The sequence below is a fragment of the Thioalkalivibrio sp. ALE10 genome (genome assembly GCF_000381385.1).
In the GTDB taxonomy this organism is placed as follows: Bacteria; Pseudomonadota; Gammaproteobacteria; order Ectothiorhodospirales; family Ectothiorhodospiraceae; genus Thioalkalivibrio.
Genome location: NZ_KB906458.1, coordinates 25,507 through 52,476, shown reverse-complemented (window position 1 = coordinate 52,476; position 26,970 = coordinate 25,507). Strand labels below are relative to the sequence as shown.

Sequence of the window (26,970 nt, the reverse complement as noted above, 5' to 3'; positions counted from 1 at the left end):
TCCCGACAACCATGGTCAGGAATAATTCCGCTATCCTAACAAGCGCTTTGACAGATTTCACGCTTTTCTAACGGTTGTACGCATTAGGATATTCGGGAACGGTCAAAGTTCCAACAATCGCGGGGATTTTTTCCCTGGCGGTATCGGGGCTATAGACCCGGACGGACTACGACCCCGCCCCGACGTCCGGCAGGATCCGAACGGGCGTGCCGACCGGGAGACGGGGGAACAGCTCGATGACCTCGTCATTGCGCATGCGCACGCAACCATGCGAGGCCGGCTGGCCGATGCGACCCTCTTCGTCGGTACCATGGATGTAGATGTAACGCTGCAGCGAGTCGATGCCCTCGCCACGGTTCACACCATCTTCCAGACCTTCCAGCCACAGGATCCGCGAGGTGATGTTGTCACGCGGACTGCGTTCATCGGGGCCGGTGAGGATCTCGGCCGTCTGCCCGGTATTGCCCCGGGCGCGGAAGATGGTGCCCTTCGGGGCGCCCTCGCCGAAGCGCTCGGCGATGCGATGCAGACCCGGCGGGGTCTTGAGGCTCCCGTCCTCGTTACCCACGCCGTTCTCGGCGGTGGACACCTCGAAGATATCGGTCACCCGGCCGCCCTCCCACACGTAGAGGCGCTGCTGGTCCACGCGGACCACGACCACCGGCAGATCGGCGGAGGCCCGCGCCCGTTCACGGGCGTCGGCCACCACCGGTTCGATCCATTCGAGCGAGGGCAAGGTCACGTCGCCTACTTCTTGTTGGCCAGGTCGAGGACTTCGCCCGCGACCGGGGTGTTCTTCACGCCGTCGGCGCGGGCCGCGGCCAGCTGGTCCAGATAGCCATCCGGCAACTCGGTCACGTATTCGCCGGTGAATACCGAGCAGTCGAATTCGTCGATCGCGCGGTTACCGCGCCACACCGCTGCCTTCAGGTCTTCCAGGTCCTGGTAGATCAGCCGATCGGCCGCGATCGCCTCGCACACCTCGTCCTCGTCGCGCCCGTGGGCGATCAGCTCGTGTGCAGCCGGCATGTCGATCCCGTAGACATTGGGATAGCGCACCGGCGGCGCGGCGGAGGCGAAATACACTTTCTTCGCCCCCGCCTCGCGCGCCATCAGCACGATCTCGCGCGACGTGGTCCCGCGCACGATGGAATCGTCCACCAGCATCACGTTCTTGCCCCGGAACTCCAGCGAGATGGCATTGAGCTTCTGCCGTACCGACTTCTGCCGCTTGGTCTGCCCCGGCATGATGAAAGTTCGGCCGATGTAGCGGTTCTTGATGAAGCCCTCGCGGTACTTGATATCCAGCTCGTGGGCCATCTCCAGCGCGACGGTGCGACCCGTGTCGGGGATGGGCACGATCACGTCGATATCGTGATCCGGCCACTCGCGGCGGATCTTCTCGCCCAGCGCGGTGCCCATGCGCATGCGCGCGCGATGGACGAACACGTTGTCGATCACCGAATCGGGCCGGGCAAAATACACATGCTCGAACATGCAGGGCGTCAGCCGCGTATTCTCCGCGCAGGCGCGCGTGTACACCTCCCCCTCGGGCGTAACGAACAGCGCCTCGCCGGGGGCCAGGTCACGCTCCAGCTCGAAGCCCAGCGACTCCAGCGCCGCGCTCTCGGAGGCCGCCATCCACTCCCGTCCCTCACCGTCTTCGGCCTCGCGCGAGCCGTAGACCAGCGGCCGGATCCCCTGCGGGTCGCGGAACGCCAGCATCCCGCGGCCGGCGATCATGGCCACCACGCCGTACGCCCCGCGCGCCCGCTGGTGCACCCGTTCCACCGCATCGAAGACAGAGTCCGGCGTCAGGCCGTTGTCGATGAACCGGAGCAGCTCCTGGGCGAAGACGTTGAGCAGGATTTCGGAGTCGGAATCGGTATTGATGTGGCGCCGATCGGTCGCGAACAGCTCGTGCTTGAGTTCCCCGGCATTGGTCAGGTTGCCGTTGTGCCCCAGCGTGATGCCGAACGGCGAATTCACGTAGAACGGCTGGGCCTCGGCCGAAGACGAGGAACCGGCGGTGGGATAACGCACATGGCCGATCCCCATGTTGCCGGTCAGCGTCTGCATGTGATGGTTGTTGAACACATCCCGCACCAGCCCGTTGTCCTTGCGCAGATGCAGCCGCCCGTCATCGTCGCAGGTCACGATGCCCGCGGCGTCCTGGCCACGGTGCTGCAGCACCAGCAGGGCATCATAAATGGGCTGATTGACCGGGGAACGGCCAACGATTCCGACAACTCCGCACATACTGACTCCAGGGGGTTCGGGATGGCCCTTGCGTGACCGGGCCGGATCGGTGATTCGTGTCGACGGGTGATGATTACGGATGACGTCCTATTGCGGCGCATCCGGCGGTTCGGCGTCCGGTTCGGCCCCGGACTCGAACGGGAACGGGGCCTCCCCGCCGGCGCCCGCGTCCGTCTCGCCGCCGGACACCAGACCCTCCAGATGTTCCTGCCAGTCTTCCGGGAGCAGTCCCAGCATCCAGTCGACCACGCGCTCGAAATGCGGGATGAGCATGCTGCGCTCCCACCAGCCCTCCTCCGGCATCAGGGTCAGCGAGGCGAGGAACACCAGCATGGCCACCAGCACCACCCCGCGCAGAGCACCAAAGATGACACCCAGGGCACGGTCGGTCCCGGTGAGCCCGGTTCCCTTCACCAGCTTGCCCGCCAGCACGCCCAGCAGGCCGCCCACGATCAGCACGGCGATGAACAGCACGGCGAAGCCGATCGCCAGACGGATGGTCTCGTCCGGGATCGCATCCGGCAGGACCACGGCCACGTCGGCGGCAAAGCGGATGCCCACCCATACGCCCACGATCCACGTCGCCAGCGAGAAGGTCTCGCGCACGAATCCGCGGAACAGGCTGATGACTCCTGATACGGCGATCAGGGCAATAATGACAAGGTCGATCCAGTTCACGGTGTCAGTCTATCGCAGGCTTGCTGGAACACGTACATCGATGCGTGGCGGCCTTCAGGGGAAGGTCACCACGATCCCGGACAAATCCCGTTCTTCTTCCAGGTCCTCGCGCAGGCGGATCGCCGCTTCGCGATCGGCCCGAGGCCCGACCTTGACCCGGTAGACGGTCTCGCCGTCCACCGTCACGTCCTCGACAAACGCCGCCAGGCCGGCATCCCGCAGGGCCCGTTCCTGTTCGCGCGCATTATCCCCGTCACGGTAACTGCCGACCTGGACCGCCCATCCACTGCTAACCTCCTGCGTCGGTTCCCCCTCGCGCCGCAGCGGTTCCGGCCCCTGCGCCGCGTCGTCCCCGGCCATGTCGTCTTCCGCGTCATGGTCCGATGGCAGTCTGCGCGCCTCCGCAACGCGCGACGTATCCATGCCGGGCGTTTCCATCTCGTCCTCCGGTGCTTCATCGCGCATGCGCGTGTCACGTTCCGATGGCAACGGCACGTCCGGCTCGGCGAACTGCGGTGCCTCGGGGACCGGGTCTTCCGCATCCGTCATGTACTGGTAGCCCGCCCCGTCGAACAACCATGGCAGGAAGATCACCGCGAGCGCGATCAGGATCACCGCGCCGACCAGGCGATAACGCACAACCGGCTCGTCGCTCACGGTGACACCTCGGCCGTGCATACCCGCTCCACCGGGCGCGTCGCCGTGGCTGCCGCCTCGGCCAGGAACGCGGGCCCTTCGGTCGCGGCGGCAGCCACGGTGTGGAACGACCCGAACACCACCACGCGACCCGACGCCCCGGCCAGCTCCCGCGCCCGATCCAGCCCCTGCGCCACGCTCGCCGCCGGGGCTTCAACCCGACTGACACCGGCTGCGGCCAGCTCCGCGGCCATGTCAGCCGCCGGAAGCGCGCGCGGAAGATCCAGGGACAGCGGCACCCAGTGGTCGACCACCTCGTCCAGGGCCGCCCACATCGCGGCGCGCTCCTTGTCGGCCATCACCGCCACGGCGGCGACCACCGGACCCGATACCGGTCGCGCCCGCAGCCAGCGAGCCAGTTCCGCGACCGCATGCCCGTTATGGGCCACGTCGAGCAACCATTCGGGCTCGGCCCCACCCGGGCGAATCCGCTGCAGCCGACCCGGCGCCTGGCTGCACAACGCGGCCACCACCACGGCGCCGTCCAGGCGGTATTCCAGCCCGAGACCCGCCACCACGGCCATGGCCGTGGCCAGGTTCATGCGTGCCGCGCCATCCACGGTCGCGACCGCCTCCGGCGCCAGCTCCAGCAGCGTCTCCTCGGCTTCGAAGCACCACCGCAGCGCATCTGCGCGCCCCACGGCAGGCTGCAGGTCGTAGTCCTCGCCCACCTGACGTACCGGCACGTCGAGCAGGCGAGCCCTGGCCTGCACGCTGTCCGGCGGATCCGGGTCGCCCAGCATCAGCGGGCGAGCCTCGCGCAGGATCCCCGCCTTTTCGGCCCCGATCGCCTCGCGGGTGTCGCCCAGCCATTTCTGATGGTCCAGATCCACCGCGGTAATGACCGCAATGTCGGCGTCCCAGATATTGGTCGCGTCCAACCGCCCGCCCAGGCCGACCTCCAGCACCTGCACGTCCACCGCGGCCTCGCGAAACAGCCAGCCGGCGGCGAGCGCGGCAAATTCGAAATAGGTCAGCGAGTCCTCGCCCCGCGCCCGATCCACCGCGTCAAAGGCCCGGCACAGCGCATCGTCCTCGGCCTCGACGCCGTTGATGCGAATGCGCTCGTTGTAGCGAACCAGGTGGGGGGAGGTGAACAGACCGGTGCGCAGACCCATTGCCTGCAACAGGGCCGCGGTACGCGTGGCCACACTGCCCTTGCCGTTGGTCCCGGCCACCAGCACCGTACGCGGCGCATGCCGGCACAGCCCCAGGCGATCGGCGACCAGGGTCGCCCGCTCCAGGGTCAGATCCATGGCGACCGGATGCAGGGTCTCCTGCCAGCTCAGCCAGTCGTCGAGACGTTCGAAGCGCACGGCCTCAGTCGGCCGGCCGGCCGCGGCTTTCGTCCGCTCCCGCGGTGGCCGGCACGGCCGCGTCCACGGAACCGGAATGGGCTTCGCGGCTTCCGGGCTCGGGATCCTCACCCGGGGCCGGCGCGTGCATCATCATGCCCAGGATGGACGCCATGCGGGTGCGCATCTCGCGACGGTCGACAATCATGTCGATGGCACCGTGATCCAGCAGGAATTCCGAGCGCTGAAAGCCCTCCGGCAGGGTCTCTCGCACCGTCTGCTCGATCACCCGCGGGCCGGCAAAACCGATCAGCGCCTGGGGTTCCGCCGCGTTGACATCGCCCAGCATGGCCAGACTGGCCGAAACCCCGCCCATGGTGGGATCGGTCATCACCGAGACGAACGGGATGCGCTCCTCGCGCAGGCGCGCCAGTACCGCGCTGGTCTTGGCCATCTGCAGCAGCGAGAACAGCGCCTCCTGCATGCGCGCTCCGCCCGAGGCGCTGAAGCAGACCAGCGGGATCTGTTTCTCCAGCGCCCGATCCGCACCGCACACGAAGCGCTCGCCGACCGCCGAGCCCATGGAGCCGCCCATGAAACGAAAATCGAAGGCCGAGGCCACCAGTGGCCGGCCCAGCAGCTGCCCTTCCATCACCACCAGGGCGTCGCGCTCACCGGTGGATTTCTGCGCGGCCGCGAGGCGGTCCTTGTATTTCTTGGAATCGCGGAACTTGAGGACATCCGAGGATTCGATGTTTTCCGCAATCTCCTCGCGTCCCTGTTCGTCGAGGAAGGTCTCCAGACGCCGCCGCGCATGCATGCGCCGGTGGTGGCCGCACTTCGGGCACACGTCCAGATTGCGCTCCACCTCGGGACGGTAGAGCGTGGCATCACAACCTTCGCAACGCACCCACAGACCTTCCGGGACCCCGCGCTTGTTCGCGTTGTCGGTGCGGATGCGCGAGGGCATCAACTTTTCGAACCAGCTCATGCCGACTCCGTCACGGACGCAAAACGCGTATTCTACACCGAGCCGGCGGCACTCGTGGAGCGTGCCGCATCCATCGCGCGACGCATCTCACCGAGTTTGTCCGCCGCCGCACGGATGAAGCCCGCCGAATCCCCCGGATGGGCCTCCGCCAGGCTGACCAGCGCACTGCCAACCACCACCGCGTCGGCCACCCGCGCCACGGCCGCCGCGGATTCCGCGTCGCGGATCCCGAAACCCACGCCCAGCGGCAGATCGGTGTATTGGCGGATCGTATCGAGGCGTTCATTCAGTGCCGAGGGGTCCAGACTCTGCGAACCGGTCACGCCCTTGAGCGAAACGTAATACACAAACCCGCGCGCAGCACGCGCCAGGTGACCGATACGTTCGCTGGAGGTTGTCGGGGCCACCAGGAAGATCGGATCGATCCCGGCCCGGTCGAGCAGCCCGGTCACCTCGTCGCATTCCTCCGGCGGCAGGTCCACCGTCAGCAGACCGTCCAGCCCGGCCGCCGCGGCCTCGGTGGCGAAGGTCTCGAAACCCATGCGCTCGACCGGATTCAGATAGCCCATCAGCACCACCGGGGTATCCGCGTCGCGTTCGCGGAACTGACGCACCATCTCCAGCACGTCGCGCAGTCCGGTGCCATGCTGCAGGGCCCGCTCGTGCGCGCGCTGGATCACCGGCCCGTCGGCCATCGGGTCGGAAAACGGGACCCCCAGCTCGACCAGGTCCGCGCCGGCCTCCACCAGCGCATGCATCAGGTCGACTGTCGCTCCCGGCTCCGGGTCGCCCGCGGTGATATAGGGCACCAGGGCCGCTCGGCCGGCCCCACGGCATTGTTCGAAGCGTTGCTGGATGCGGCTCACAGCGTAATCCCCTCGCGGTCGGCCACGGTGGCGAGATCCTTGTCGCCACGGCCGGACAGGTTGACGATGATGCTCTGGTCCGGGCGCATGGTGGGCGCCAGATCGAGCACGTGCGCGATGGCGTGGCTGGTTTCCAGCGCCGGGATGATGCCCTCGGTGCGGGTCAGTCGATGGAAGCCGGCCAGAGCCTGATCGTCCGTCACCGACACGTAGCTCGCCCGGCCGATTTCCTTCAGCCACGCATGCTCCGGCCCCACGCCGGGGTAGTCCAGCCCGGCCGAGATGGAGTGCGTGCCGATGATCTGGCCGTTGTCGTCTTCCATCAGGTAGGTGCGGTTGCCGTGCAGCACGCCGGGGCGCCCGGCGCCCAGCGGCGCGGAATGGCGGCCGGTGTCCACGCCCTCGCCGCCGGCTTCCACGCCGACCATCTCCACGGACTCATCCGCAAGAAACGGATGGAACAGTCCGATGGCATTGGAACCGCCACCCACGCAGGCCACCAGGGTGTCGGGCAGGCGACCGGTCGCTTCCACGTGCTGCTCGCGGGCCTCGCGTCCGATCACCGCCTGGAAGTCGCGGACCATCGCCGGATACGGGTGCGGACCGGCGACCGTGCCGATGATGTAGAAGGTGTCGTCGACGTTGGTGACCCAGTCGCGCATCGCCTCGTTGAGGGCATCCTTCAGGGTGCGGGTCCCGGAGGTCACCGGCACCACCTCGGCGCCCAGCAGACGCATGCGGTACACATTGGGGGCCTGACGGCGAGTATCTTCCTCGCCCATGTAGATCACGCACTCCAGACCCAGGCGGGCCGCCACCGTGGCGGTGGCCACGCCGTGCTGCCCGGCCCCGGTCTCGGCGATGATGCGCTTCTTGCCGAGATGCCGCGCCAGCAGTGCCTGGCCAATGGTGTTGTTCACCTTGTGCGCGCCGGTGTGGTTGAGGTCTTCGCGCTTGAGATAGATCTGCGCGCCACCCAGCTCGCGCGATAGCCGCTCCGCGTGATAGAGCGGATTCGGCCGCCCCACGAACTGCCGCAGGTCGCGATCCAGCTCGGCCAGAAATGCCGGGTCCTTCATGTAGCGTTCGTACACGCCCTGCAGTTCGTCCAGCGCCCCCATCAGGGTCTCCGACACGAACCGCCCGCCGTACACGCCGAAATGCCCGCGGGCATCCGGGAACGCCCCCCAGTCGATCGCTTCACTCATTCAGTGTCACCTCGTTGCGTCGCACCGCGCGCACGAAGGCGCGCATGCGTTCCGGTTCCTTGATCCCGGGTGCGGACTCCACCCCGGAACTCACGTCGACCCCCCAGGGCCGCGTTACGTTCAATGCCGTCTGTACCGACTCGGGATCCAGACCGCCGGCCAGCAGCCACGGCCGTGGCAGATCGGCCGGAATCCGCGACCAGTCGAAGCGGTGACCGGTTCCGCCGGTACGCCCGCCACCGTGGCTGTCGAGCAGGAACCCGCGTGCCTGCGGGTGCGCGTCCATCGCCCGGCGCGGATCCGCACCGCCGGCCATCGCGACCGCCTTCAGATACGGCCGGCCGAACCGCGTACAGTCCGCCGCCTCCTCGTTCCCGTGAAACTGCAGGCAGTCCAGCGGCACGACGTCCAGGATCTCCTCCACCCGCCGGGGATCCGGATCCACGAACAGACCCACGGCGCTCACCAGCGGCGGCAGCGCCGCGGCAATCCCTGCGGCCTGCTCCGCGCCCACGCAACGCCGACTGGCCGGATGAAACACCAGGCCCACGGCATCGGCCCCGGCCTCGGCCGCCGCGCGCGCCTGTTCCGGGGTCGTGACCCCGCAGATCTTGATCCGATAACGCATTGGCCAAGCCTACCAGAACGCGCCGTATTCCCGCGGATACCCTGCCCGGGATCACCCTTACACACTGGCCGGCACCGGTCCCAGAACCGGCGCCTCCTGGTCCGGCAGCGTGAATTCCGGCGGGTATTCCACCTGCACGAAGTACAGCCCCCCGGCCGGCGCCGTGATCCCCGACTGACGTCGATCCCGCGCCGCCAGCACCTCGCGGGGCCACTCCAGCTCCGCGCGGCCGTCGCCCACCGCCAGCAGTACGCCCGCGATGTTGCGCACCATATGATGCAGAAACGCATTGGCATGCACGTCCACCAGCACGTACTCACCGCGTCGCCGGACCGTCACTTCGTGCACGCGACGCACCGGCGACTTCGCCTGACAGGCCGCCGCGCGCAGACTGGTGAAATCCTGCTCGCCGACAAAATGCCGCGCCGCCTCCTGCATCCGCGCGACATCCAGCGGCCGCCGCCACCAGGCCACGCGGCCCGCCTCCAGACCCGGCCGCACGGGTCGGTTGGCGATCACGTAGCGATACCGTCGGGAACGCGCCGCGAAGCGGGCATGGAACGCCGGTGCGACCGGCTGCGCCCAGCGAATCGCAATCGAATCCGGCAGGTTGGTGTTGCCCCCCAGGATCCAGGCATGCGCCTCGCGCCGGCTCGCGGTGTCGAAATGCACCACCTGAGCCGTGGCATGCACCCCCGCATCGGTTCTTCCGGCGCAGGTCAGTTCCAGCGGGTGATTCGCGACGAAGCTCAGCGCCTTCTCCAGCTTCTCCTGCACGCTGGGCCCGTCCTTCTGCCGCTGCCAGCCCAGCCACGGCGTACCGTCGTATTCGACCCCGGCCGCCCAGCGCTGCAAGCCCGCCTCCGGTTCCCTTGTCTCGCCCATCCGCTGCCCGTACTCCCCGTCTTTCCTCGGTGCCGGTTCACCCCGTCACCCAACCGCCCCACTGCAACCCCAGTGCGACCATCCCCACCAGCGCCATCCAGCCGGTCTCCACTCCGCGCCAGCGATCCTCCCGCACCGGCATCGGGGAGCCCGGAACGGACTGTTCCCGTTCGGCCGGATCCAGGGCCGCGTCCAGCCGCTGCACCAGCCATTCACGCACCGCATCCACCCTCGCCCTGCGGTCCCCCGACAGCCGGCCCCGCCGAGCTTCGATTCCGGCCCGGTCGCGTTCGAACGCCTCCAGCGCCAGAAACAGCCGGCGCGCGAAAGAGTGTCCGGCCCCCAGCGCTGAACCCCGCCGACCGCCCAGCACGCTGCCCAGGGCCGGCACCAGTTCCGTGCGCGCGTACCGATCCGTCAGCCAGACCACGGCCAGCACCACCAGCATCAGCGCCACGATCCGCGTAGCTGCCTCCAGCAGCCCCGCCGCGGTGCCTCCATCCACGGGCCACAGCCCGAAGAACAGGGCCAGCGACAGGTAGAACCACTTCATGCGCCACCACATGAGCAGCGCACGCTCCCACGGGAACGCCCGCAGCCCCGGGGCCAGCAGCAGAGCCGGCACCGTCACGGAGACAGCCACCGGGGATGCCGTCAGCACGGCCCCCGACAAGAGCAGAACGGCCCCCAGGGCCCCGATCGCCGGTTGCATGACCACCTCCCCAACGCGAAAAGGGGCCCGCAGGCCCCTCTCGCCGGTACGGTCCGGACCGCGGGCGAACCCGCCGACCGGCCACCCCGTCAGGCGTCTTTCAGTTGGTCCTGGATCGCCCGGGCCCGCTCTTTCTCTTCATCCGACCCGGAGGCCATGATCTCGTCGATCAGGTCCTGCGCGCCTTCCTGATCACCCATGTCCGCATAGGCCTGGGCCAGGTTCAGTCGGGTCTCGTTATCATCTTCGCCTTCGGCCGCCGGAGCCGCGGGTTCCTCCGCCGCCGGTTCGTCTGCTTCGGCGGACGCAACCGGTGGCTCGTCGCCGCCGGCTTCGTCGCCCAGCAGTTCGTCCAGATCCATGGACGGGACATCGCTGCCGGCATCGCCACCGGCAGGCTGACTGTCATCGGCGGACGGCAGATCCGACTCCTCGATATTAAAGGACAGATTGTCGAGGTCGTCGAGATCCCCCGCCGCATTCCCGGCTTCCGAACCCTGACTGGCAGCGGCCAGTTCTTCGTCGAGCCCGGTATCGGCCTCGAAATCCATACCGCCATCGAGCTCACCGGCCGCCTTTTCCGGCGCCGTCGGCTCGCCCGAACCCGACGCCTCCTGTTCCTCGGCAAAACCGGACAGGTCGAACTCGCCGGCTTCGTCGGCCGAGTCGCTGGCCGTGGTATCCGCGGATGGCGCACCCGAGGCCGCAGAAGCGTCGCCCGATCCGGCTTCCAGTTCCGCGAGTTTCTCGCGGATCTCGCCGTCTTCCGGACCCAGGCGTTCGCGCAGGCTGGCGGCGGCCTGGCGCATCTCGGAGTCGCGCCCCTGAGCCGAGAAGGCCTCCACCAGCTTCAGGCGGTACTGGAGATTATCGGGCTCGTCGTCGATGGCCGAGGACAGGGTATCGACGGCCTGATCGTTCATGCCGTAGGCGAGGCAGACATCCACCTCGGCCAGCACATCGTCGGCGCTCATGCCCGCGGTTTCCGACGCCCCGCTTTCACCAACCGGGGTCGGCTCGCCCACCGATTCTTCCGCCTGGCTCATGCCCGTGTCGTCCCCACCGCCCGGGCGCGCCGGAGTGGCCGGAACCTCGTCCTGCGGTTCCGCAGCGGAGTCGCCAGTCGAGGCGGCAACGGCGCCTCCGGCAGCCACCCCCGTGGCACCCGCCACCGCGGCGCCCGACACGGACGGCTCGGACGCCTCCTCGCGGGCCTCGTAACCGCTGCGCGGATCCGGGGTCGCCTTGACGCCGGAGTTGTCCACCCGGGCATTGCGGTCGCCACCCGGGCCGCCACCACGACCGCCGCGGGCAAATGCCAGCAGAACCAGCACCAGCAGCACCACCAGAGCGATGGCCATCATCATGAGCAGCGGATCGTTCATGATCCGCTGGTGCAGCGGAGCGTCACGTTCGGCCTCGGCCTCTTCCATGCGCGCCCGCAGTTCCGCCCGCTCGTCCTGCAGCTCCGCGAGCTGGGCTTCCAGCGTGGCCAGTTCCTCGCTGGCGATCTCGGCCACCTGTTCGCGATCCTGCAGGGATTCGCGCATGCGTGCGATTTCTTCCTGCATTTCGTCCATTTCGGCGCGCTGCGAGATCAGGGCCTCCTGAACGACTTCGGGCGATTCGGCGATCAGCGCCGCTTCCTCACCTTCCGGCAGCACGTCGGTGACGATTTCGAGACGATCATCCACTGCGTCCGCATCGTCTTCGGCCGCCACGGCTTCGTCATCTTCGCGTTCGGCTTCCTCTTCACGGACTTCTTCGGGATCTTCCTCGGGCTCGTCCCTGGCCTCTTCCTCGACGGCTTCCTCGGCCACGTCCGGATCCGTCTCCTCGGTCACTTCTTCTTCGGTAACCTCGGGCTCGGGTTCCGGTTCGGGGCGCGTACGCGCCTGCCAGGCTTCGGTCTGACGCTGGATTTCTTCACGCGCCCCGGCGGCGTCGACCGCTTCCAGCGTCGCACGGTCCGGCGTGCGCAGTTCCGCGTCGGCACGCAGTGCATTGACGTTGCCATCGATAAAGGCATCGGGATTTTCCCGCAGGAACGCAAGCATGGCCTGCTCGTTGCTGACCCCGCTCAGCCCTGCCCGCTGCACGATCGCATACAGCGTGTCACCGGAGCGTACGCGATAGGTATCCTGCGGGGCCGCGCGGTCATCATCGGGCGCGGCCGCGGTGGTGCGTGCCGCCGCACGATCATCCGGAAGCGTGCCCGGAGGATCCAGCAGCAGGTTGATTTCACGGTAACTGCGCCCCCCGTCCCAGCGGGCTTCGAGAAGGACCCCGATGTAGGGCTCGCGCACGGGCTCGCGGGTGCGCAGGACGACTTCGCGATCCTGCCCTTCGCCACGGAGTTCAACCCGCAGGTCCCCCGGCACGCGGCCCCGGTCCAGTCCCGCACGGCGGTACCGCTCTTCGGAGGCCTGACGCACCTGCAGCGATTCATCGGTCGCCGCGCCTCCGCGCAGCGCCACCCGGACATCCAGCGCCTGGTTCAACGTGGACCGGATCTGGGGATCGCCCAGCCCCACGGAGCTGGAAGAGGCCGGCGCGACCAGCAAAAGAATAATGAGCCCGAATAGTAACTTGCGCACGAACGTCCCCCTGTGTGTGCGTGGTTGCTGTCCGGGGCCGCCCGTGTCTCTGCCGACACGGGCTGTTGCCCGGCCCCTTGAACAATGAGGCTACCAGATCCCCGGCATATTGTGGGATTTAATCACAGGTAATCGCGGATCAAAACCTCGGCGATCTGGATCGTGTTCAAGGCTGCGCCCTTGCGCACATTATCGGAGACCACCCACATATCCAGCCCGCGGGGATGCGAAATGTCCTCGCGGATACGGCCGACGTAAACCGCATCGGTGCCACTGCTTTCGGTCACGGCGGTCGGGTACCCTCCGTCCTCGTGGCGATCCAGCACCTCGATGCCCGGTGCGGCCGCCAGCAATTCGCGCGCGCGTTCGGCCGAGATCTTCTCGCGGGTTTCGATGTGCAGCGCTTCAGAATGCCCGTAAAACACCGGGATGCGCACCGCCGTGGGATTCATCTGGATGGACTCGTCACCCATGATCTTGCGGGTCTCCCAGACCATCTTCATCTCTTCCTTGGTGTAGCCGTTGTCCTGGAAGACATCGATATGCGGCAGCGCGTTGAACGCGATCTGCTTGGGGTAGACGCTGCATTCCACCGGGCGACCGTTCAGCAGTGCCGCAGTCTGGTGCGCCAGCTCCTCGATCGCGTCCTTGCCGGTACCGGAAACCGCCTGATAGGTGGCCACGTTCACGCGTTCCACGCCGACGGCGTCGTGCAGCGGCTTGAGCGCGACCAGCATCTGGATGGTGGAGCAGTTGGGATTGGCGATGATCCCGTGGCGCTCGTAGTCGCCCACCGCATCCGGATTCACCTCCGGAATCACCAGCGGGATCTCGGGGTCATAACGGAACTGCGAGGTGTTGTCGATCACCACGCATCCGGCCGCGGCCGCCTTCGGCGCGTATTCCTTCGACACCGACGCTCCCGGCGAGAACAGCCCGATATCCACCTGCGAAAAATCGAACTGCGCGAGGTCTTCCACGATCAGCTCGCGGTTCCCGTAGGAGACGGTGCTGCCGGCCGAGCGTTCACTGGCCAGGGCATGCACCCGGTCCAGCGGCAGGTCGCGCTCGGCCAGGATGGAGAGCAGGGTCTCGCCGACGGCACCGGTGGCGCCGACGACGGCCACGTTGAACTTGCGATCACTCATGTCGGGGTCCTGTAACGTTGAGAAGGGGTGTCAGGCGTCATCCAGCGTAGCCACCAGCGCATCGCCCATGCCCTGGGTCGACACCAGCTGCATGCCGTCGCCATGGATGTCCGGGGTGCGCAGGCCCTGATCGAGCACCCGGCCCACCGCGGCTTCCAGGCGTTCCGCAAGATCGTTGCGGTTCAGGCTGTGCCGCAGCATCATGGCAATCGACAGCACCGTCGCCATCGGATTGGCCTTGCCCTGCCCGGCAATGTCCGGCGCGGAGCCATGGATCGGTTCGTACAGGCCGACGCCCTCGCTGTTCAGCGAGGCCGAGGGCAACATGCCGATGGACCCGGTCAACATCGCCGCGGCATCCGACAGGATGTCACCGAACATGTTGCTGGTCACGATCACGTCGAACTGCTTCGGATCGCGGACCAGCTGCATGGCCGCGTTGTCCACGTACATGTGCGACAGCTCGACCTCGGTGAACTCCTGCCCGACGCGCTCGACCACCTCGCGCCAGAGTTCGGACACCTCCAGCACGTTGGCCTTGTCCACCGAGCACAGGCGCTTGTTGCGCTTCATCGCGGCTTCGAATCCGACCCGCGCGATGCGCTCGATCTCGGATTCACGATAACCGGCGGTATTGAAGCCGTAGCGCTCGCCGTCGCGCTGCTCGATGCCGCGCGGCTGGCTGAAATAGATCCCGCCGGTCAGTTCGCGCACGATCAGCAGATCCAGCCCGCTCACCACCTCGGACTTGAGGGTGGAGGCCGCGGCCAGCTGCGGGTAGAGGATCGCCGGGCGCAGATTGGCGAACAGCTCCAGATCGGAACGGATCCCCAGCAGGCCGCGCTCGGGACGCAGATCGCGTTCCAGGGATTCGTACTGCGGGCCGCCGACCGCGCCCAGCAGGATCGCATCGGCGCGGCGCGCCTGCTCGCGCGTCGCCTCGGGATAGGGGTGGCCCGCCGCATCATGCGCGGCGCCCCCGATCAGACCCTGTTCGATCTCCAGTTCGAGGCCGCCGATCTCGGCGACGCGTTCCAGCACTTTCAGCGCCTCGGCCACGATCTCGGACCCGATCCCGTCACCGGGCAATACCAGAATTCGGTTCACAAACCTCTCCCAAGCAACTGTTAGTTTTTACTTGTACGCCCCCAATGGCACCGTCATTGCGAGGAGCCGCAGGCGACGAAGCAATCTCCGTCCGGAACCACCGGATCCACGTGCCGGCGCTCTGCCAGCTTCCGGAGGTTGCCACGGCCCCTTTCGGGGCCTCGCAATGACGGGTTCGGCCCCGGCGCCCGGTCGGCCAGACCGTTATTCCACCATCCACGGGCGTTCCTGCCGCAGGCGTTCTTCATAGGCACGAATATCGTCCGCGAACTGCAGGGTCAGGGCAATGTCGTCCAGCCCGTGCAGCAGGCGGTGGCGGCGGTCCTCATCCAGCGTGAAGCGGAACACCGTAGCGTCCGGCGCGGTCACGGTCATCTCTTCCAGGTTCACCTCGACCTGCGCGCCCGGATTCGCCTCCACCTGCTCGAACAGGTTCTGCACCTCGTCCTCGGCCAGCACCACCGGCAGCAGCCCGTTCTTGCAGCTGTTGGAGAAGAAGATGTCGGCGAACGACGGTGCGATAACCGCGCGAAAGCCGAAATCGGTCAGCGCCCACACCGCGTGCTCGCGCGAGGAGCCGCAGCCGAAGTTCTTGCGCGCCAGCAGGATGGTCGCCTGATCATACGGCGGCCGGTTGAGCACGAAGTCGGGGGCCGGCCGGCGCTGCGAGTGGTCCATGCCCGGCTCGCCCGGGTCCAGGTAGCGCCAGTCGTCGAACGCGTTGGGGCCGAAGCCGGTGCGCTTCACCGACTTCAGGTACTGCTTGGGGATGATCGCGTCGGTATCGACATTGGAGCGGTCCAGCGGCGCGACGATCCCCTTGTGAACGGTAAAGGCCTGCATCGCTCAGCCCTCCAGCTTCGACGGTTCGATGAAATGCCCGGCGACGGCCGCCGCGGCCGCCAGCGCGGGGCTGACCAGATGGGTACGCCCGCCCTGCCCCTGACGGCCCTCGAAGTTGCGGTTCGAGGTCGAGGCGCAGCGCTCGCCCGGCTCCAGCCGGTCGGCGTTCATCGCCAGGCACATCGAACAGCCCGGCTCGCGCCACTCGAAGCCGGCGTCCAGGAAGATGCGGTCCAGCCCTTCCTGCTCCGCCTGCTGCTTCACCAGCCCGGAGCCCGGCACCACCATCGCCAGCTTGATGTTGTCGGCCTTCCTGCGACCCTTGACCACCTCGGCGGCGGCGCGCAGGTCCTCGATCCGCGAGTTGGTGCAGGAGCCGATGAACACCTTGTCCGGCCGGATCTCGGTCATCGGCGTGTTCGGCTGCAGGTCCATGTACGCCAGTGCGCGCTGCATGCCCTCGGCGCGCACGGCATCGGACTCGGCCGCCGGGTCCGGCACGCGGCCGTCGATCGGCGCGACCATCTCCGGCGAGGTGCCCCAGCTGACCTGCGGGGCAATCTCCGCGGCATCGAGCTCCACCACCGCGTCGAACTCGGCATCCGGGTCGGAAACCAGCGTACGCCAGTACTCGGCGGCCCGCTCGAACATCTCGCCGGTCGGCGCCTGCGGCTTGTTGCGCACGTACTCGATGGTCTTCTCGTCCACCGCCACCATGCCCGCGCGGGCCCCGGCCTCGATGGACATGTTGCAGATGCTCATGCGGCCCTCGACCGACAGGCTGCGGATCGCCGATCCGGCAAACTCGATGGCATAGCCGGTGCCGCCCGCGGTGCCGATACGGCCGATGATCGCCAGCACGATATCCTTGGCGGTCACGCCCGGGCGCAGCTCGCCCTCCACGCGGATCTGCATGGCCTTCGTCTTTTTCTGCCACAGGCACTGCGTGGCCAGCACGTGTTCCACCTCGGAGGTGCCGATGCCGAAAGCCAGCGCGCCCAGCGCACCGTGGGTGGAGGTGTGCGAGTCGCCACAGACCACGGTCATGCCCGGCAGGGTCGCGCCCTGCTCCGGACCGATCACGTGCACGATGCCCTGGCGCACGTCGGCCATCGGGAAGAACTTCAGCCCGAAACCGGACACGTTGCTCTCCAGCGTCTCCACCTGGGTGCGCGAGACCGGATCCTCGATCCCGGCATCACGATTGGTGGTGGGCACGTTGTGGTCCGGCACCGCCAGCACGGAATCCCCGCGCCAGGGCTCGCGCCCGGCCAGACGCAGCCCCTCGAAGGCCTGCGGACTGGTCACCTCGTGCACCAGGTGGCGATCGATGTAGAGCAGCGTCGAGCCGTCCGGCTCTTCGCGCACCACATGGGCCTCCCACAACTTGTCGTACAGGGTCTTGCCTGCCATTTCTCACTCCCGCGGCCGCGCCGCGATATTCCGAGCCGTGTCTTCGGTGAACGGCCGTAAAAGCCCCCTGCAGGAGGCCAGCCCTCTGGCCGATTCGACGTTGGGGCAAATCGGCCAGAGGGCTGGCCTCCTGCGGGCGGGCCTACCGATCACATCCTCAGTCTGCGGCTGCCGCGATATTCTTTCAAATCCGATTTCTTATCCGTATCATTCCATATGGTTATCAATCGGCGGCAGACGAGCCGGATTCCGCCATCGAATCGGCCATTATCGCACGCGGCCCCCGGAGAGACAGGCATGCGCCCGGAGCAACTGAGTGTTGAGTCCCTGCAGGCCTTCGTCGCGGTGGTCGACACGGGTGCGTTCTCCGCGGCAGCCGAACGTCTGCACCTGACGCAGCCAGCGATCAGCAAGCGCATCCACTCACTCGAGGCCACCCTGGAACGCCCTCTGTTCGAACGTCAGGGACGCCGCGTGCGCCCCACCGAAGTCGCCGAACGCCTTCTGCCCGAGGCCCGCGAGATCCTCGCCCGGCTGCGGGCGATCGAGCAGCAGATCGCGGATCTGGACACCGTGGTACGCGGTCGCATCCGCCTGGCCACCTCCCATCACATCGCGCTGCACCGCCTGCCCGACCCGCTGGCCGCGCTGCGCGGGCGCTACCCGGAACTCGAACTCGAGCTGGCATTCATGGATTCCGAGGCGGGTATCCAGGCCGTGCTGCACGGCGACGCCGATCTGGCCCTCGCCACGCTGCCCGAGTCGCTGCCCGACGGAATCGAGGCCCGGACCGTGTGGACCGACGAACTGGTGCCCATGATCGCCCGCACGCAGGCCATCCGAACGCCCGGCGACACCCTCGCGCGCCTGCGGGACTGGCCGGCCATCCTTCCCCCGGTGGATTCCACCACCCGTCGGCGGATCGAACAGGCCCTGGCCACGGCGGAGCTGCACCCGGCCGCCGCCCAGGAGAGTCCCTATCTGGAGGTGATCCGCATGATGATCGCCGCGGGTCTCGGCATCGGTTTTCTGCCGCGCGACATGGCCACCGACGATCTCGCGGTGCTCGACTGGCCAGGGCCCCCGGTTGTCCGATCCCTCGGCTGGGTACGCCACGCCGCTCGCTACCGCTCGCGTGCCATGCAGGCCGTCATCGAGGAACTGGAGGGCGCGACGCAGACCTGAATTCCCGCCGCTCAGGGAAACACTGATCAATGTACACGCTCGCGTTGGCACCCCAGGTTCCGCGAGACAAGGCGCGGTGCGCAGCCGGTAGTGGTTCTACCGGCAAGTGCCGCAACGCAGGATCGGGGAACCTGGGGTGCCAACCCCCACAATTTATTGAATGCAGGGGCTCGGCCGCCCGTTGTTGATCAAAAACGGGCGCGCGCACGGCGTTGCGGCTCCCTTGTGCAGAATGACTGCACGGCGGTCGCCGCGCCTTGTTCGCACGCAAAAGCGACTCGAGCGCGAACGTGTACATTGATCAGTGTTTCCCTCAGGCGGCGTCGTCGGCCTGCACGCGCACACAGTTGCGCCCTTCGGCCTTGGCTTCGTACATACCCAGATCCGCCCGGGCCAGAACGGCATCGACCGATTCCTCCGGCATCCAGGCGGCCACTCCCACGCTCGCGGTCATGCGCACCACCGCGTTCCCGCTCTGTACGCAAAGTGCTTCGACCTCGGAACGCAGGCCCTGCGCGCGCTTCTCCGCCCGTTCCAGCGGCACGCCGGGCAGCAGCACCCCGAACTCCTCCCCGCCCAGTCGGGCCAGGGTCTCGCCGGGCTTCAGGGCATCGCCCAGCACCCGCGCCGTCCGACGCAGGACCTCGTCACCGACGGCATGACCGTGGCGATCGTTCACACCCTTGAAGTGGTCGAGATCCAGCAGCACGACCGTCAGCGGCTCCTCCTCCAGACGCGTGCGATGGCGGGCCGCCTCGGCGGCATCGAAGAATCCGCGCCGGTTGGCCACGCCGGTCAGCGGATCCGTGGTGGACATCCGCACCAGCCGGTCCATGGCCGCAAACTGCCAGTGGCGCAATGTATCCTCGCGATGCGCGATGGCCAGCAGCGCAAGCAGCACGAAGGAGACAAACAGCCCCGCCAGTCGGGCCTCCGCTTCCTCGGCGCCGGCAGCACTGCCAAGCACCACGCCCCAGGTGGCGAGCAACAGCACCGCGGTGAGACCCCAGCGCCAGCGGCCGGTGTTCGGCAGCAGCAGCACGAACACCACCCCGACAAACGCGAACTGGCTGACGTCCAGCGCCGGATTCGAGTGTTCCAGTCCATAGACAAAGGTCAGCGCGAGGGTCAGAAGCGTCACGCCGATGCCGGTCAGCGGGGCAGCGGTGAGCAGGCGTTCCGGCCAGCGCCAGACACTCACCGCCGCCGCCACGAGCATCACCGCGAAGATCCCTCGCAGCCCCAGCGCAAGCGAAAGCCATTCGGCCTCCAGACGCGCCAGATCCAGCGGAACCAGCGCCCCCAGCATGGCCAGTATCAGCACGAGGACTACCAGGAACGTCCCCCGCATCCCGCGCGAACGCTCGCTGCGAAACCGCCCTTCCAGCTCCCGGTCCGGGAACTCGGCCGTCCACGAGGAAGGGCGCGGCAGCGACACCGGGAGGCCGCCATACGGCATATAGCTGGGACGATCGCCCACCGCTTCCCCTCCGAATGGATATTGACAGTGCAGGATCCCACAAGAGGTGTGAGCGCACCAGAGCATTCCGTGCTCGGCACGGGAGTTCGCTCAGGCGTGCAGGGCCTCGCGCGGCAGCGCCGAGGAGATCATCCAGGCGGCAAAGACAAACAGCGTGGAAGCCACCAACGCCCCCTCCAGCCCCCAGAGCATGAAGATCGCGCCAGAGGCCAGCGTGCCGACCAGGCGGCCACCAGCGTTAGCCATGTAGTAGAAGCCGACCTTCATCGCCACGCGGTCGGACTCGGCGTAGTCGAGGATCAGGAAGGAGTGCACGGCCGAGTTGATGGCGAACACCACGCCGAACACGCCCAGCCCGATCATCAGCACCCAGGCCGGGTCCAGGCCCGTCTCCAGGCCGATCACGATGCCGATGGGCAGCAGCATCAGGATGAAGGCCCAGAGCCGCGCGGTCATCCCGGTCGGGTGCAGCCCGCCCCGGCCCAGCAGGCGCGGCACCGACGCCTGCACGATGCCGTAACCGATCACCCACAGTGCCAGAAACGCCCCCACCTGCATGTGGTTCCAGTCCAGCGTCGCGCTCAGGAACACCGGCAGGGCGACCACGAACCAGACATCGCGCGCGCCAAACAGGAAAAAGCGTGCGGCCGAGAGCACGTTGATCGCGGTGGAGTTCGAGAACATCCGGGTGAACTTCGGCTTGCCGCCGACCTTGCCAAGGCCACGCGGCAGCCCGACCACCGAGAACAGCATCACCACGGCGAGCATCCCGGCCAGGACCACCAGGGCCATCTGGAATCCGACCGAGTACAGCAGCGCCCCACCGACGAAGAAACCGACCCCCTTCAGCGCGTTCTTGGAGCCGGTGAGCACCGCGACCCAGCGAAACAGACGCCCTTCGCCGTCGCCGGCGACCAGCTTCACCCCGGATTTCGCGCTCATCTTGTTCAGGTCCTTGGCGATCCCCGACAGGGCCTGCGCGAACATCACGTACGCCACGCCCAGCCACGCCTCGGGCACCGTGAGCATCAACAGCGCGGCGACCTGCAACAGCGTCCCGCCGATCATCGTGGTGTTCACCCCCAGCCGCGCGGCCAGCCAGCCGCCGGTCAGATTGGTGACCACCCCGAACAGCTCGTAGAACAGGAACAGGAAGGCGATCTCCAGGGGGCTGTAGCCCAGCTGGTGGAAGAACAGCACGACCAGCATGCGGATCGCGCCGTCGGTGATGGTGAACGCCCAGTAGTTCGCGGTGATGCGCGCGTAGGCGCCCACGCCGAGTACCGGCGAAGCGTCAGGACCCGGACCAGGGGAACGCTGATTCATGTACACGCTCGCGCTCGGGTCGCTTTTGCGTGGGAACAAGGCGCGGCGACCGCCGTGCAGTCATTCTGCACAAGGGAGCCGCAACGCCGTGCGCGCACAAAAGCGGCCGAGCCCCTTCGGGGTTGGCACCCCGGGTTCCCCGATCCTGCGTTGCGGCCCTTGCCGGTAGAACCACTACCGGCTGGGCACCGCGCCTTGTCTCGGAAAACCCGGGGTGCCAACGCGAGCGTGTACATGGATCAGTGTTTCCCTGGGGGCCGCCTTGCTCATCGCGGCGGGGAGTGTAGAGAAAAAGAATGAACGCCGCATTACGCCACGGCGGGGCAACGCGCACCCCGCCGTGGCCGTCGACTCATGCTCAGAAATCGCCGGTTTTTCCGGCCTCGACGATGCTGTAGATCGTGTCCCTCACCTCGCGGGCGGTTTCTTCCAGATCCTCGGGCAGGTCCGTGGCATGCAGCATCATGTCCATGTTGGTGGTTACGATCCAGCCCTGGCCCTCGTCATCCTCCACCACTGCGATACGACACGGCAGGAAGCTGGCGAAGATGATGTCGTGCTGCACCATTTCGTTGGCGATCAGGGCATCACAGAACGCGAGGATGCGCATGTAGTTGCCCTCGCCGCCCATGGCCGTCACCTGTTCGGACAGTGGCAGATCCGCCACTTCCTGGAAGTTGCGCATGTTGGCCCGCAACTGCATCATCTCGACGGCTTCCTCGACGCTCACACCGTCCTCGATCCGAAAAACCTCGGCACTGTCCTGAACCAGCTGCTGAAGCGTTTCACGATCGAGTTCCGGTTCCTGCGCGTCGTCCGGCGCCGAGGCCATCAGGACCGGAGCCCAGCCCAGCAGCAGCACAAACAGAATCCAGCGTTGCATATTTCACCTCCCTCCGTTGCGCGACCTCCGGCCGCTTCTCCGAGAGGTTAGACCACTCAACGAAACAAGGGCGCCAAACAACAAAAAAACCCCGCATCGCTCGCGCGACACGGGGTTTGCGGTGAACACCCCCGGGACCGTCACATGACGGACGTTCAGGCGCTGGCCGCGGCCATCACCGCATCCGGGATGCGCGGGGCCTCGTTGCCCAGACGTCGGCCGGCGGCGTTCAGGACCGCCTGCAGGGTCGCGGCGGTGGTGTCCTCGCCCAGAGCCACGCCCACCGAGCGCTCGCCGTCCACCGAGACATCCACCGCGGCCATCGCGCGCGCCTCGGTCCCGGCCTCCACCGCGTGCTCGTCGAAATGACTGACGCGCACCTCCACGCCGCGGCTGGCGTGCAGCGCCTCGGCCAGCGCCTCCACCGCACCGTGGCCGGCCCCGTTCAGGCGGGTCTCCTGCCCGGGCGGGCCCACGGTGGCATCCAGGCGCACCACCGGCCCTTCCTTCTCCATTTCGTAGCGCACCAGATCCCAGCCCGGCACCGGCGCCAGGTAGTGCTTCTCGAACAGCTCGTGGATGCGCTGCGAGGTGACTTCCTCGCCGGAGGCCTCGGCGTCCTGCTGCACGATGCGGGCGAACTCCACCGCCAGCCAGCGCGGCAGCTCGATGCCGTAGTCGCGCTCCAGCACGTGGGTCACCCCGCCCTTGCCGGACTGCGAGTTGATGCGCACCACCTCTTCGTAGCGCCGCCCCAGGTCGCCCGGGTCGATCGGCAGGTAGGGCACGTTCCAGTGACCGCCATGCTCGCGGTAATGCGCCAGCCCCTTGCGGATCGCATCCTGGTGACTGCCGGAGAACGCGGTGTAGACCAGCTCGCCGGCCCACGGATGGCGCGGATGGATCGGCATGTCGGTGCATTCCTTGTACACCTCCATCAAGCGCTCCATGTCGGACAGGTCGATGGTCGGATCGATGCCCTGCGAATACAGGTTCATGCCGACGGTGACCAGGTCCATGTTGCCGGTGCGCTCGCCGTTACCGAACAGCGTGCCTTCCAGGCGGTCCGCCCCGGCCAGCAGGCCCAGTTCGGCCGCGGCCACGCCGGTGCCGCGGTCGTTGTGCGTATGCAGCGACACGCAGATGTGCTCGCGGTGCTGCACGTGATCGCAGAACCACTCCACCTGGTCGGCGAACACGTTGGGCGTGGCCGACTCCACCGTGGCCGGCAGGTTGATGACCACCTTCTGGCCCTGATCCGGTCGCCAGATCGCCGTCACCGCGTCGACCACCTCGACCGCGTAGTCCAGCTCGGTGGTGGAAAAGCTCTCCGGCGAGTACTGGAAGATCCAGTCGGTCTGCGGGTACTTCGCGGCGTAGTCGCGCACCCAGCGCGCGCCGTTCTCGGCGATGCCGCGGATCCCGTCGCGGTCCATGCGGAACACCTGCTCACGCTGCGCCGGGTTGGTGGAGTTGTACACGTGCACCACCGCGCGCGGCGCGCCCTCCAGGGCCTCGAAGGTCCGCGCGATCAGATCCTCGCGCGCCTGGGTCAGCACCTGTACATACACGCCCTCGGGGATGCGCTGCTCGTCCACCAGCCGGCGGGTGAAGTCGAAGTCGATCTGCGAAGCGGCCGGGAAGCCGATCTCGATCTCCTTGAGCCCGATGTCCACGAGCACCTCGAAGAAGCGCATCTTCTGCTCCACGCTCATCGGGTGCACCAGCGCCTGGTTGCCGTCGCGCAGGTCCACCGCGCAGAAACGCGGGGCCGCGGTCGTGCGGCGCGCGGGCCAGCGCCGGTCCGACTTGTCGATCGGCGGGAAGGGGGCGTACTTGGTGTGATCGAAGCTCATGACGATCGGTCTCCTGATACGGATGCTTACGGCTTTCCTATTGGGACAACAGAATAACGCAGAGTTCGCCGCAGGGAATTGCGAATTACCCCCATGCCGCTTCTTTTTCGCCACGGGATTGCGCCGGATGACGCTTGCGCGCAAGATTCGGCTCATGGAAAACGAACTGCACCGCCTCGATCGCTACGACCGCCGCATCCTCGAGATCCTGCAGGAGGACGCCGGCATCTCCAACCAGGCGCTGGCCGAGCGCGTGGGGCTCAGTCCCTCGCCCTGCCTGCGCCGGGTGCGCGCGCTGGAGAATGCGGGGATCATCCTGCAGCGCGTGGCCCTGCTGGACCGGAGACGTCTGGGCCTGGAGCTGACCGCGCTGATCCATATCGGCATGGATCGGCACACCCCGGAACGTTTCGCCCACTTCGAGGAAACGGTGGCCACCTACCCCGAGGTGCAGCGCTGCTACCTGATCACCGGCCAGGCAGCCGACTACATGCTGCAGGTGGTGGTTCCGGACATGGATGCCTATCAGGAATTCCTGCTGCGGCGCATCACAAGGCTGGAGGGAGTGGACAGCGTGCACTCCAGCTTCGTGCTGCGCCGGGTGCTGGACCGCACCGCGCTCCCGCTGGACTATTCCCCGGGATGATCCGGGCGGCGCTCAGACCTCCGGGGTCTCGCCACTGACCGGCGCGGCCGGGGCCGCCGAGCCGTCGGCCACGAAACGATGCCCCTGACGCAGGCAGTAGCGCAGCCACTTGTACAGGAAACGGTTGTGCCGCCAGCGACACCCCAGGCCCGGCTGGCCCGCGAGGGTATCGATCATGCGGTCTTCCCCGGTGCTGCGGCAGTAGCGCCCCAGCACCTCGGCCTGGCGGGCGTCGTGGAACATGCGCACCCGCACGTCCGGCTGCTCGCGCACCCGGTCGCCTTCGCCGAAGCGGTAGGTCAGGCGCAGCGTGGTGGTGTAACGGGTGCGCTCCAGCACCTCCAGATGAAGATCGAGGGCCCCGTCCACGCGCGATACGGCCCGTCCGCCCACGGCGGCGGGATCGGGACACAGGCGGCGCAACTGCAGATAGTTGTCCTCGTAGAGCTCCATCAACGCGGCGAAGGTGACGGGCCGCGGCTGGAGGTACGCGGGGGTACGGCTGTCCAGCAACATGGCGGCGGAGTCTAACAGCCCTGCGCCGCCACCGTCCGGCATCCCGGCGCTCAGAGCGGACACCCCCGTACGTTTCTGCTACCGTCGGGATAAAGTCAGGGGAGTCACGCAGCACATGGACATCAGCGTCGTCACCACCCATCCGTTCGAAGACCAGAAGCCAGGCACGTCGGGTCTGCGCAAGCGCGTCAGCCGCTTCCGCCAGCCGCATTACCTGGAGAACTTCGTCCAGGCCGTATTCGACAGCCAGCCCGCGCTGGAAGGGGCCGAACTGGTGCTGGGCGGGGACGGCCGTTTCCACAACCGCGAGGCGATCCAGACCATCCTGCGCATGGCCGCCGCCAACGGCGTCGGCCGGGTGGTGGTCGGGCGCGGCGGGCTGCTGTCCACGCCGGCCGCCAGCCACCTCATCCGCAGCCGCGGTGCCACCGGGGCCCTGATCCTGTCCGCCTCGCACAACCCCGGGGGACCGGAAGGCGACTTCGGCATCAAGTTCAACACCGCAGCGGGCGGACCGGCTCCGCCCGCGGTCACCGACGCCATCCACGCCCGCAGCCAGGCCATCACCCACTACCGCATCCTGAAGGAAGCGGTGCACGTGGATCTGGATCATCTGCAGGCGACCACCCTGAACGGCATGGACGTGGAGGTGGTCGATCCGGTCGCCGCCTACGCGGATCTGATGGACGAGCTGTTCGATTTCCACGCCATTCGCGAGCTGCTGGCCGGCGACTTCCGACTGCGCTTCGATGCCATGCACGCGGTGACCGGCCCGTATGCGGAAACCCTGCTCGTGGACCGCCTGGGGGCGGCCCCGGAAAGCATCCTGCGGGCAGAACCACTGGGCGATTTCGGCGGCGGACACCCCGACCCCAACCTGGCCCACGCGCGCCAGCTTCGCGAGGCGATGTTCGGCCGCGACGCCCCGGACTTCGGTGCCGCCTCCGACGGCGACGGGGACCGCAACCTGATCCTCGGGCGGCATTTCTTCGTCACGCCATCCGACAGCTTCGCAGTGATGGCGGCCAATGCCCACCATATCCCGGCCTTCGCCGACGGTCTGCGCGGCGTCGCCCGCAGCATGCCCACCAGCCAGGCGGTGGACACCGTGGCCGAGGCCCTCGGCATCCCCTGCTACGAGACGCCCACCGGGTGGAAGTTCTTCGGCAACCTGCTGGACGACGGGCGCATCCGCCTGTGCGGCGAGGAGAGCTTCGGCACCAGTTCCGACCACGTGCGCGAGAAGGACGGCCTGTGGGCGGTCCTGTTCTGGCTCAACCTGCTCGCCGTGCGCCGGCAGTCGGTCGAGAGCATCGTGCACGAGCACTGGGAGCGTTTCGGCCGGCACTACTACACTCGGCACGATTACGAGGGGATCCGCAGTGAACACGCCGAGGCGGTGATGGAGCGCGTGCGCGACCGGCTGGCCACCCTGCCGGGGCAATCGCTCGCAGGACAGACGGTCCGGGCCGCCGACGACTTCGCTTACACCGATCCGGTGGACGGCTCGGTGGCCGAAGGTCAGGGCCTGCGGGTGATGTTCGAGAGCGGTGCGCGCATCGTCTTACGGCTGTCGGGCACCGGCACCGAGGGAGCGACACTGCGCCTGTACATCGAACAGCACGAAACCGACCCGGCAAGGCTCGACCTGGATCCGCAGGAGGTGCTGCGGCCACTGATCGACGCCGCAGGCGACCTGGGCGACATCCCGGCGCTGACGGGGCGCGAACGCCCCGACGTGATTACCTAACT

24 protein-coding genes are annotated in these 26,970 nt (G+C 67.6%); 3 read left to right on the top strand and 21 right to left on the bottom strand.

The annotated features are described in order from the left end of the window. Positions 1-166: 166 nt before the first annotated feature. From F788_RS0112410 to leuC, 16 genes are all read right to left on the bottom strand, one after another. Positions 167-736, bottom strand: a complete 570-nt coding sequence (locus tag F788_RS0112410) for a L,D-transpeptidase (RefSeq protein WP_026332784.1) — start codon at positions 734-736, stop codon at positions 167-169. Between the two features lie 11 nt (positions 737-747). After that, positions 748-2,259: an amidophosphoribosyltransferase gene (gene purF / locus F788_RS0112405; protein WP_019570845.1), complete on the bottom strand. Its 1,512-nt coding sequence runs from the start codon at positions 2,257-2,259 to the stop codon at positions 748-750. 87 nt (positions 2,260-2,346) lie between these two features. Further along, a complete protein-coding gene (locus F788_RS0112400; RefSeq protein WP_019590362.1) occupies positions 2,347-2,937 on the bottom strand; it encodes a CvpA family protein in 591 nt (196 codons plus the stop codon). 54 nt (positions 2,938-2,991) lie between these two features. Then, positions 2,992-3,615 (bottom strand): SPOR domain-containing protein, encoded by a 624-nt coding sequence (locus F788_RS0112395; RefSeq protein WP_019590361.1) that lies wholly within the window; start codon positions 3,613-3,615, stop codon positions 2,992-2,994. After that, on the bottom strand, positions 3,591-4,949 hold the full coding sequence (locus tag F788_RS0112390) for a folylpolyglutamate synthase/dihydrofolate synthase family protein (RefSeq protein WP_019590360.1): 1,359 nt from the start codon (positions 4,947-4,949) through the stop codon (positions 3,591-3,593). Before F788_RS0112390 ends, F788_RS0112395 begins: the two co-directional genes overlap by 25 nt. Positions 4,950-4,953: 4 nt before the next feature. Further along, a complete protein-coding gene (gene accD, locus F788_RS0112385; protein WP_019590359.1) occupies positions 4,954-5,919 on the bottom strand; it encodes an acetyl-CoA carboxylase, carboxyltransferase subunit beta in 966 nt (321 codons plus the stop codon). 32 nt (positions 5,920-5,951) lie between these two features. Then, complete coding sequence (gene trpA / locus F788_RS0112380) at positions 5,952-6,785, bottom strand: tryptophan synthase subunit alpha (protein WP_019590358.1); 834 nt, start codon at positions 6,783-6,785, stop codon at positions 5,952-5,954. Next, positions 6,782-7,993 (bottom strand): tryptophan synthase subunit beta, encoded by a 1,212-nt coding sequence (trpB, locus tag F788_RS0112375; RefSeq protein ID WP_019590357.1) that lies wholly within the window; start codon positions 7,991-7,993, stop codon positions 6,782-6,784. The genes trpA and trpB overlap by 4 nt, the downstream gene beginning before the upstream one ends. Beyond that, on the bottom strand, positions 7,986-8,621 hold the full coding sequence (locus tag F788_RS0112370; protein ID WP_019590356.1) for a phosphoribosylanthranilate isomerase: 636 nt from the start codon (positions 8,619-8,621) through the stop codon (positions 7,986-7,988). The genes trpB and F788_RS0112370 overlap by 8 nt, the downstream gene beginning before the upstream one ends. A gap of 57 nt (positions 8,622-8,678) precedes the next feature. Continuing rightward, positions 8,679-9,506, bottom strand: a complete 828-nt coding sequence (gene truA, locus F788_RS0112365) for a tRNA pseudouridine(38-40) synthase TruA (RefSeq protein WP_019590355.1) — start codon at positions 9,504-9,506, stop codon at positions 8,679-8,681. A 37-nt stretch (positions 9,507-9,543) separates the two neighbouring features. Further along, on the bottom strand, positions 9,544-10,218 hold the full coding sequence (locus tag F788_RS0112360; RefSeq protein ID WP_019590354.1) for a hypothetical protein: 675 nt from the start codon (positions 10,216-10,218) through the stop codon (positions 9,544-9,546). A gap of 89 nt (positions 10,219-10,307) precedes the next feature. Next, complete coding sequence (locus tag F788_RS0112355) at positions 10,308-12,782, bottom strand: FimV/HubP family polar landmark protein (protein WP_019590353.1); 2,475 nt, start codon at positions 12,780-12,782, stop codon at positions 10,308-10,310. A gap of 155 nt (positions 12,783-12,937) precedes the next feature. Further along, positions 12,938-13,963: an aspartate-semialdehyde dehydrogenase gene (locus F788_RS0112350; RefSeq protein ID WP_018870826.1), complete on the bottom strand. Its 1,026-nt coding sequence runs from the start codon at positions 13,961-13,963 to the stop codon at positions 12,938-12,940. A gap of 30 nt (positions 13,964-13,993) precedes the next feature. Continuing rightward, positions 13,994-15,070: a 3-isopropylmalate dehydrogenase gene (leuB, locus tag F788_RS0112345; RefSeq protein WP_196800567.1), complete on the bottom strand. Its 1,077-nt coding sequence runs from the start codon at positions 15,068-15,070 to the stop codon at positions 13,994-13,996. Between the two features lie 204 nt (positions 15,071-15,274). Further along, positions 15,275-15,913, bottom strand: a complete 639-nt coding sequence (gene leuD / locus F788_RS0112340) for a 3-isopropylmalate dehydratase small subunit (protein ID WP_019590351.1) — start codon at positions 15,911-15,913, stop codon at positions 15,275-15,277. Between the two features lie 3 nt (positions 15,914-15,916). Continuing rightward, the gene (leuC, locus tag F788_RS0112335) at positions 15,917-17,326 is read right to left on the bottom strand and encodes a 3-isopropylmalate dehydratase large subunit (protein ID WP_019022236.1); all 1,410 of its coding nucleotides are present in this window, start codon (positions 17,324-17,326) and stop codon (positions 15,917-15,919) included. 297 nt (positions 17,327-17,623) lie between these two features. Between leuC and F788_RS0112330 the strand changes: the two genes are divergently transcribed. After that, positions 17,624-18,511: a LysR family transcriptional regulator gene (locus F788_RS0112330; RefSeq protein WP_019590350.1), complete on the top strand. Its 888-nt coding sequence runs from the start codon at positions 17,624-17,626 to the stop codon at positions 18,509-18,511. Between the two features lie 313 nt (positions 18,512-18,824). On the opposite strand, the gene F788_RS0112325 is transcribed toward F788_RS0112330, so the two are convergent. The 4 genes from F788_RS0112325 to F788_RS0112310 all read right to left on the bottom strand — a co-directional run bounded on the left by F788_RS0112325 (position 18,825) and on the right by F788_RS0112310 (position 24,056). Beyond that, positions 18,825-19,991: a GGDEF domain-containing protein gene (locus F788_RS0112325; RefSeq protein ID WP_019590349.1), complete on the bottom strand. Its 1,167-nt coding sequence runs from the start codon at positions 19,989-19,991 to the stop codon at positions 18,825-18,827. A 90-nt stretch (positions 19,992-20,081) separates the two neighbouring features. Next, positions 20,082-21,317, bottom strand: coding sequence for an organoarsenical effux MFS transporter ArsJ (gene arsJ, locus F788_RS0112320; RefSeq protein ID WP_026332783.1), 1,236 nt, complete (start codon positions 21,315-21,317; stop codon positions 20,082-20,084). Between the two features lie 358 nt (positions 21,318-21,675). Beyond that, positions 21,676-22,200, bottom strand: a complete 525-nt coding sequence (locus tag F788_RS0112315) for a DUF302 domain-containing protein (protein WP_018936075.1) — start codon at positions 22,198-22,200, stop codon at positions 21,676-21,678. Positions 22,201-22,355: 155 nt separating this feature from the next. Continuing rightward, positions 22,356-24,056 (bottom strand): 2-isopropylmalate synthase, encoded by a 1,701-nt coding sequence (locus tag F788_RS0112310; RefSeq protein ID WP_018871208.1) that lies wholly within the window; start codon positions 24,054-24,056, stop codon positions 22,356-22,358. A gap of 154 nt (positions 24,057-24,210) precedes the next feature. Here F788_RS0112310 and F788_RS0112305 point away from each other — a divergent pair, with 154 nt between their 5' ends. After that, positions 24,211-24,702, top strand: a complete 492-nt coding sequence (locus F788_RS0112305; RefSeq protein ID WP_019022242.1) for an Lrp/AsnC family transcriptional regulator — start codon at positions 24,211-24,213, stop codon at positions 24,700-24,702. Between the two features lie 12 nt (positions 24,703-24,714). Here F788_RS0112305 and F788_RS0112300 read toward each other — a convergent pair whose 3' ends face one another. Next, entirely contained in the window at positions 24,715-25,218 is a 504-nt protein-coding gene (locus F788_RS0112300; RefSeq protein ID WP_018871210.1) for a DUF1249 domain-containing protein, read from the bottom strand. Between the two features lie 115 nt (positions 25,219-25,333). On the opposite strand from F788_RS0112300, the gene F788_RS0112295 reads away from it, so the two are divergent. Continuing rightward, complete coding sequence (locus F788_RS0112295; RefSeq protein WP_019022243.1) at positions 25,334-26,968, top strand: alpha-D-glucose phosphate-specific phosphoglucomutase; 1,635 nt, start codon at positions 25,334-25,336, stop codon at positions 26,966-26,968. Positions 26,969-26,970: the final 2 nt, after the last annotated feature.

Coding starts and splice junctions, on each gene's coding strand:
- purF (WP_019570845.1), bottom strand. CDS start 2,259: ATGTGCGGAGTTGTCGGAATCGTTGGCCGTTCCCCGGTCAATCAGCCC.
- F788_RS0112395 (WP_019590361.1), bottom strand. CDS start 3,615: ATGCACGGCCGAGGTGTCACCGTGAGCGACGAGCCGGTTGTGCGTTAT.
- accD (WP_019590359.1), bottom strand. CDS start 5,919: ATGAGCTGGTTCGAAAAGTTGATGCCCTCGCGCATCCGCACCGACAAC.
- trpB (WP_019590357.1), bottom strand. CDS start 7,993: ATGAGTGAAGCGATCGACTGGGGGGCGTTCCCGGATGCCCGCGGGCAT.
- F788_RS0112370 (WP_019590356.1), bottom strand. CDS start 8,621: ATGCGTTATCGGATCAAGATCTGCGGGGTCACGACCCCGGAACAGGCG.
- truA (WP_019590355.1), bottom strand. CDS start 9,506: ATGGGCGAGACAAGGGAACCGGAGGCGGGCTTGCAGCGCTGGGCGGCC.
- F788_RS0112360 (WP_019590354.1), bottom strand. CDS start 10,218: ATGCAACCGGCGATCGGGGCCCTGGGGGCCGTTCTGCTCTTGTCGGGG.
- F788_RS0112350 (WP_018870826.1), bottom strand. CDS start 13,963: ATGAGTGATCGCAAGTTCAACGTGGCCGTCGTCGGCGCCACCGGTGCC.
- leuD (WP_019590351.1), bottom strand. CDS start 15,913: ATGCAGGCCTTTACCGTTCACAAGGGGATCGTCGCGCCGCTGGACCGC.
- leuC (WP_019022236.1), bottom strand. CDS start 17,326: ATGGCAGGCAAGACCCTGTACGACAAGTTGTGGGAGGCCCATGTGGTG.
- F788_RS0112330 (WP_019590350.1), top strand. CDS start 17,624: ATGCGCCCGGAGCAACTGAGTGTTGAGTCCCTGCAGGCCTTCGTCGCG.
- arsJ (WP_026332783.1), bottom strand. CDS start 21,317: ATGAATCAGCGTTCCCCTGGTCCGGGTCCTGACGCTTCGCCGGTACTC.
- F788_RS0112315 (WP_018936075.1), bottom strand. CDS start 22,200: ATGCAACGCTGGATTCTGTTTGTGCTGCTGCTGGGCTGGGCTCCGGTC.
- F788_RS0112310 (WP_018871208.1), bottom strand. CDS start 24,056: ATGAGCTTCGATCACACCAAGTACGCCCCCTTCCCGCCGATCGACAAG.
- F788_RS0112305 (WP_019022242.1), top strand. CDS start 24,211: ATGGAAAACGAACTGCACCGCCTCGATCGCTACGACCGCCGCATCCTC.
- F788_RS0112300 (WP_018871210.1), bottom strand. CDS start 25,218: ATGTTGCTGGACAGCCGTACCCCCGCGTACCTCCAGCCGCGGCCCGTC.
- F788_RS0112295 (WP_019022243.1), top strand. CDS start 25,334: ATGGACATCAGCGTCGTCACCACCCATCCGTTCGAAGACCAGAAGCCA.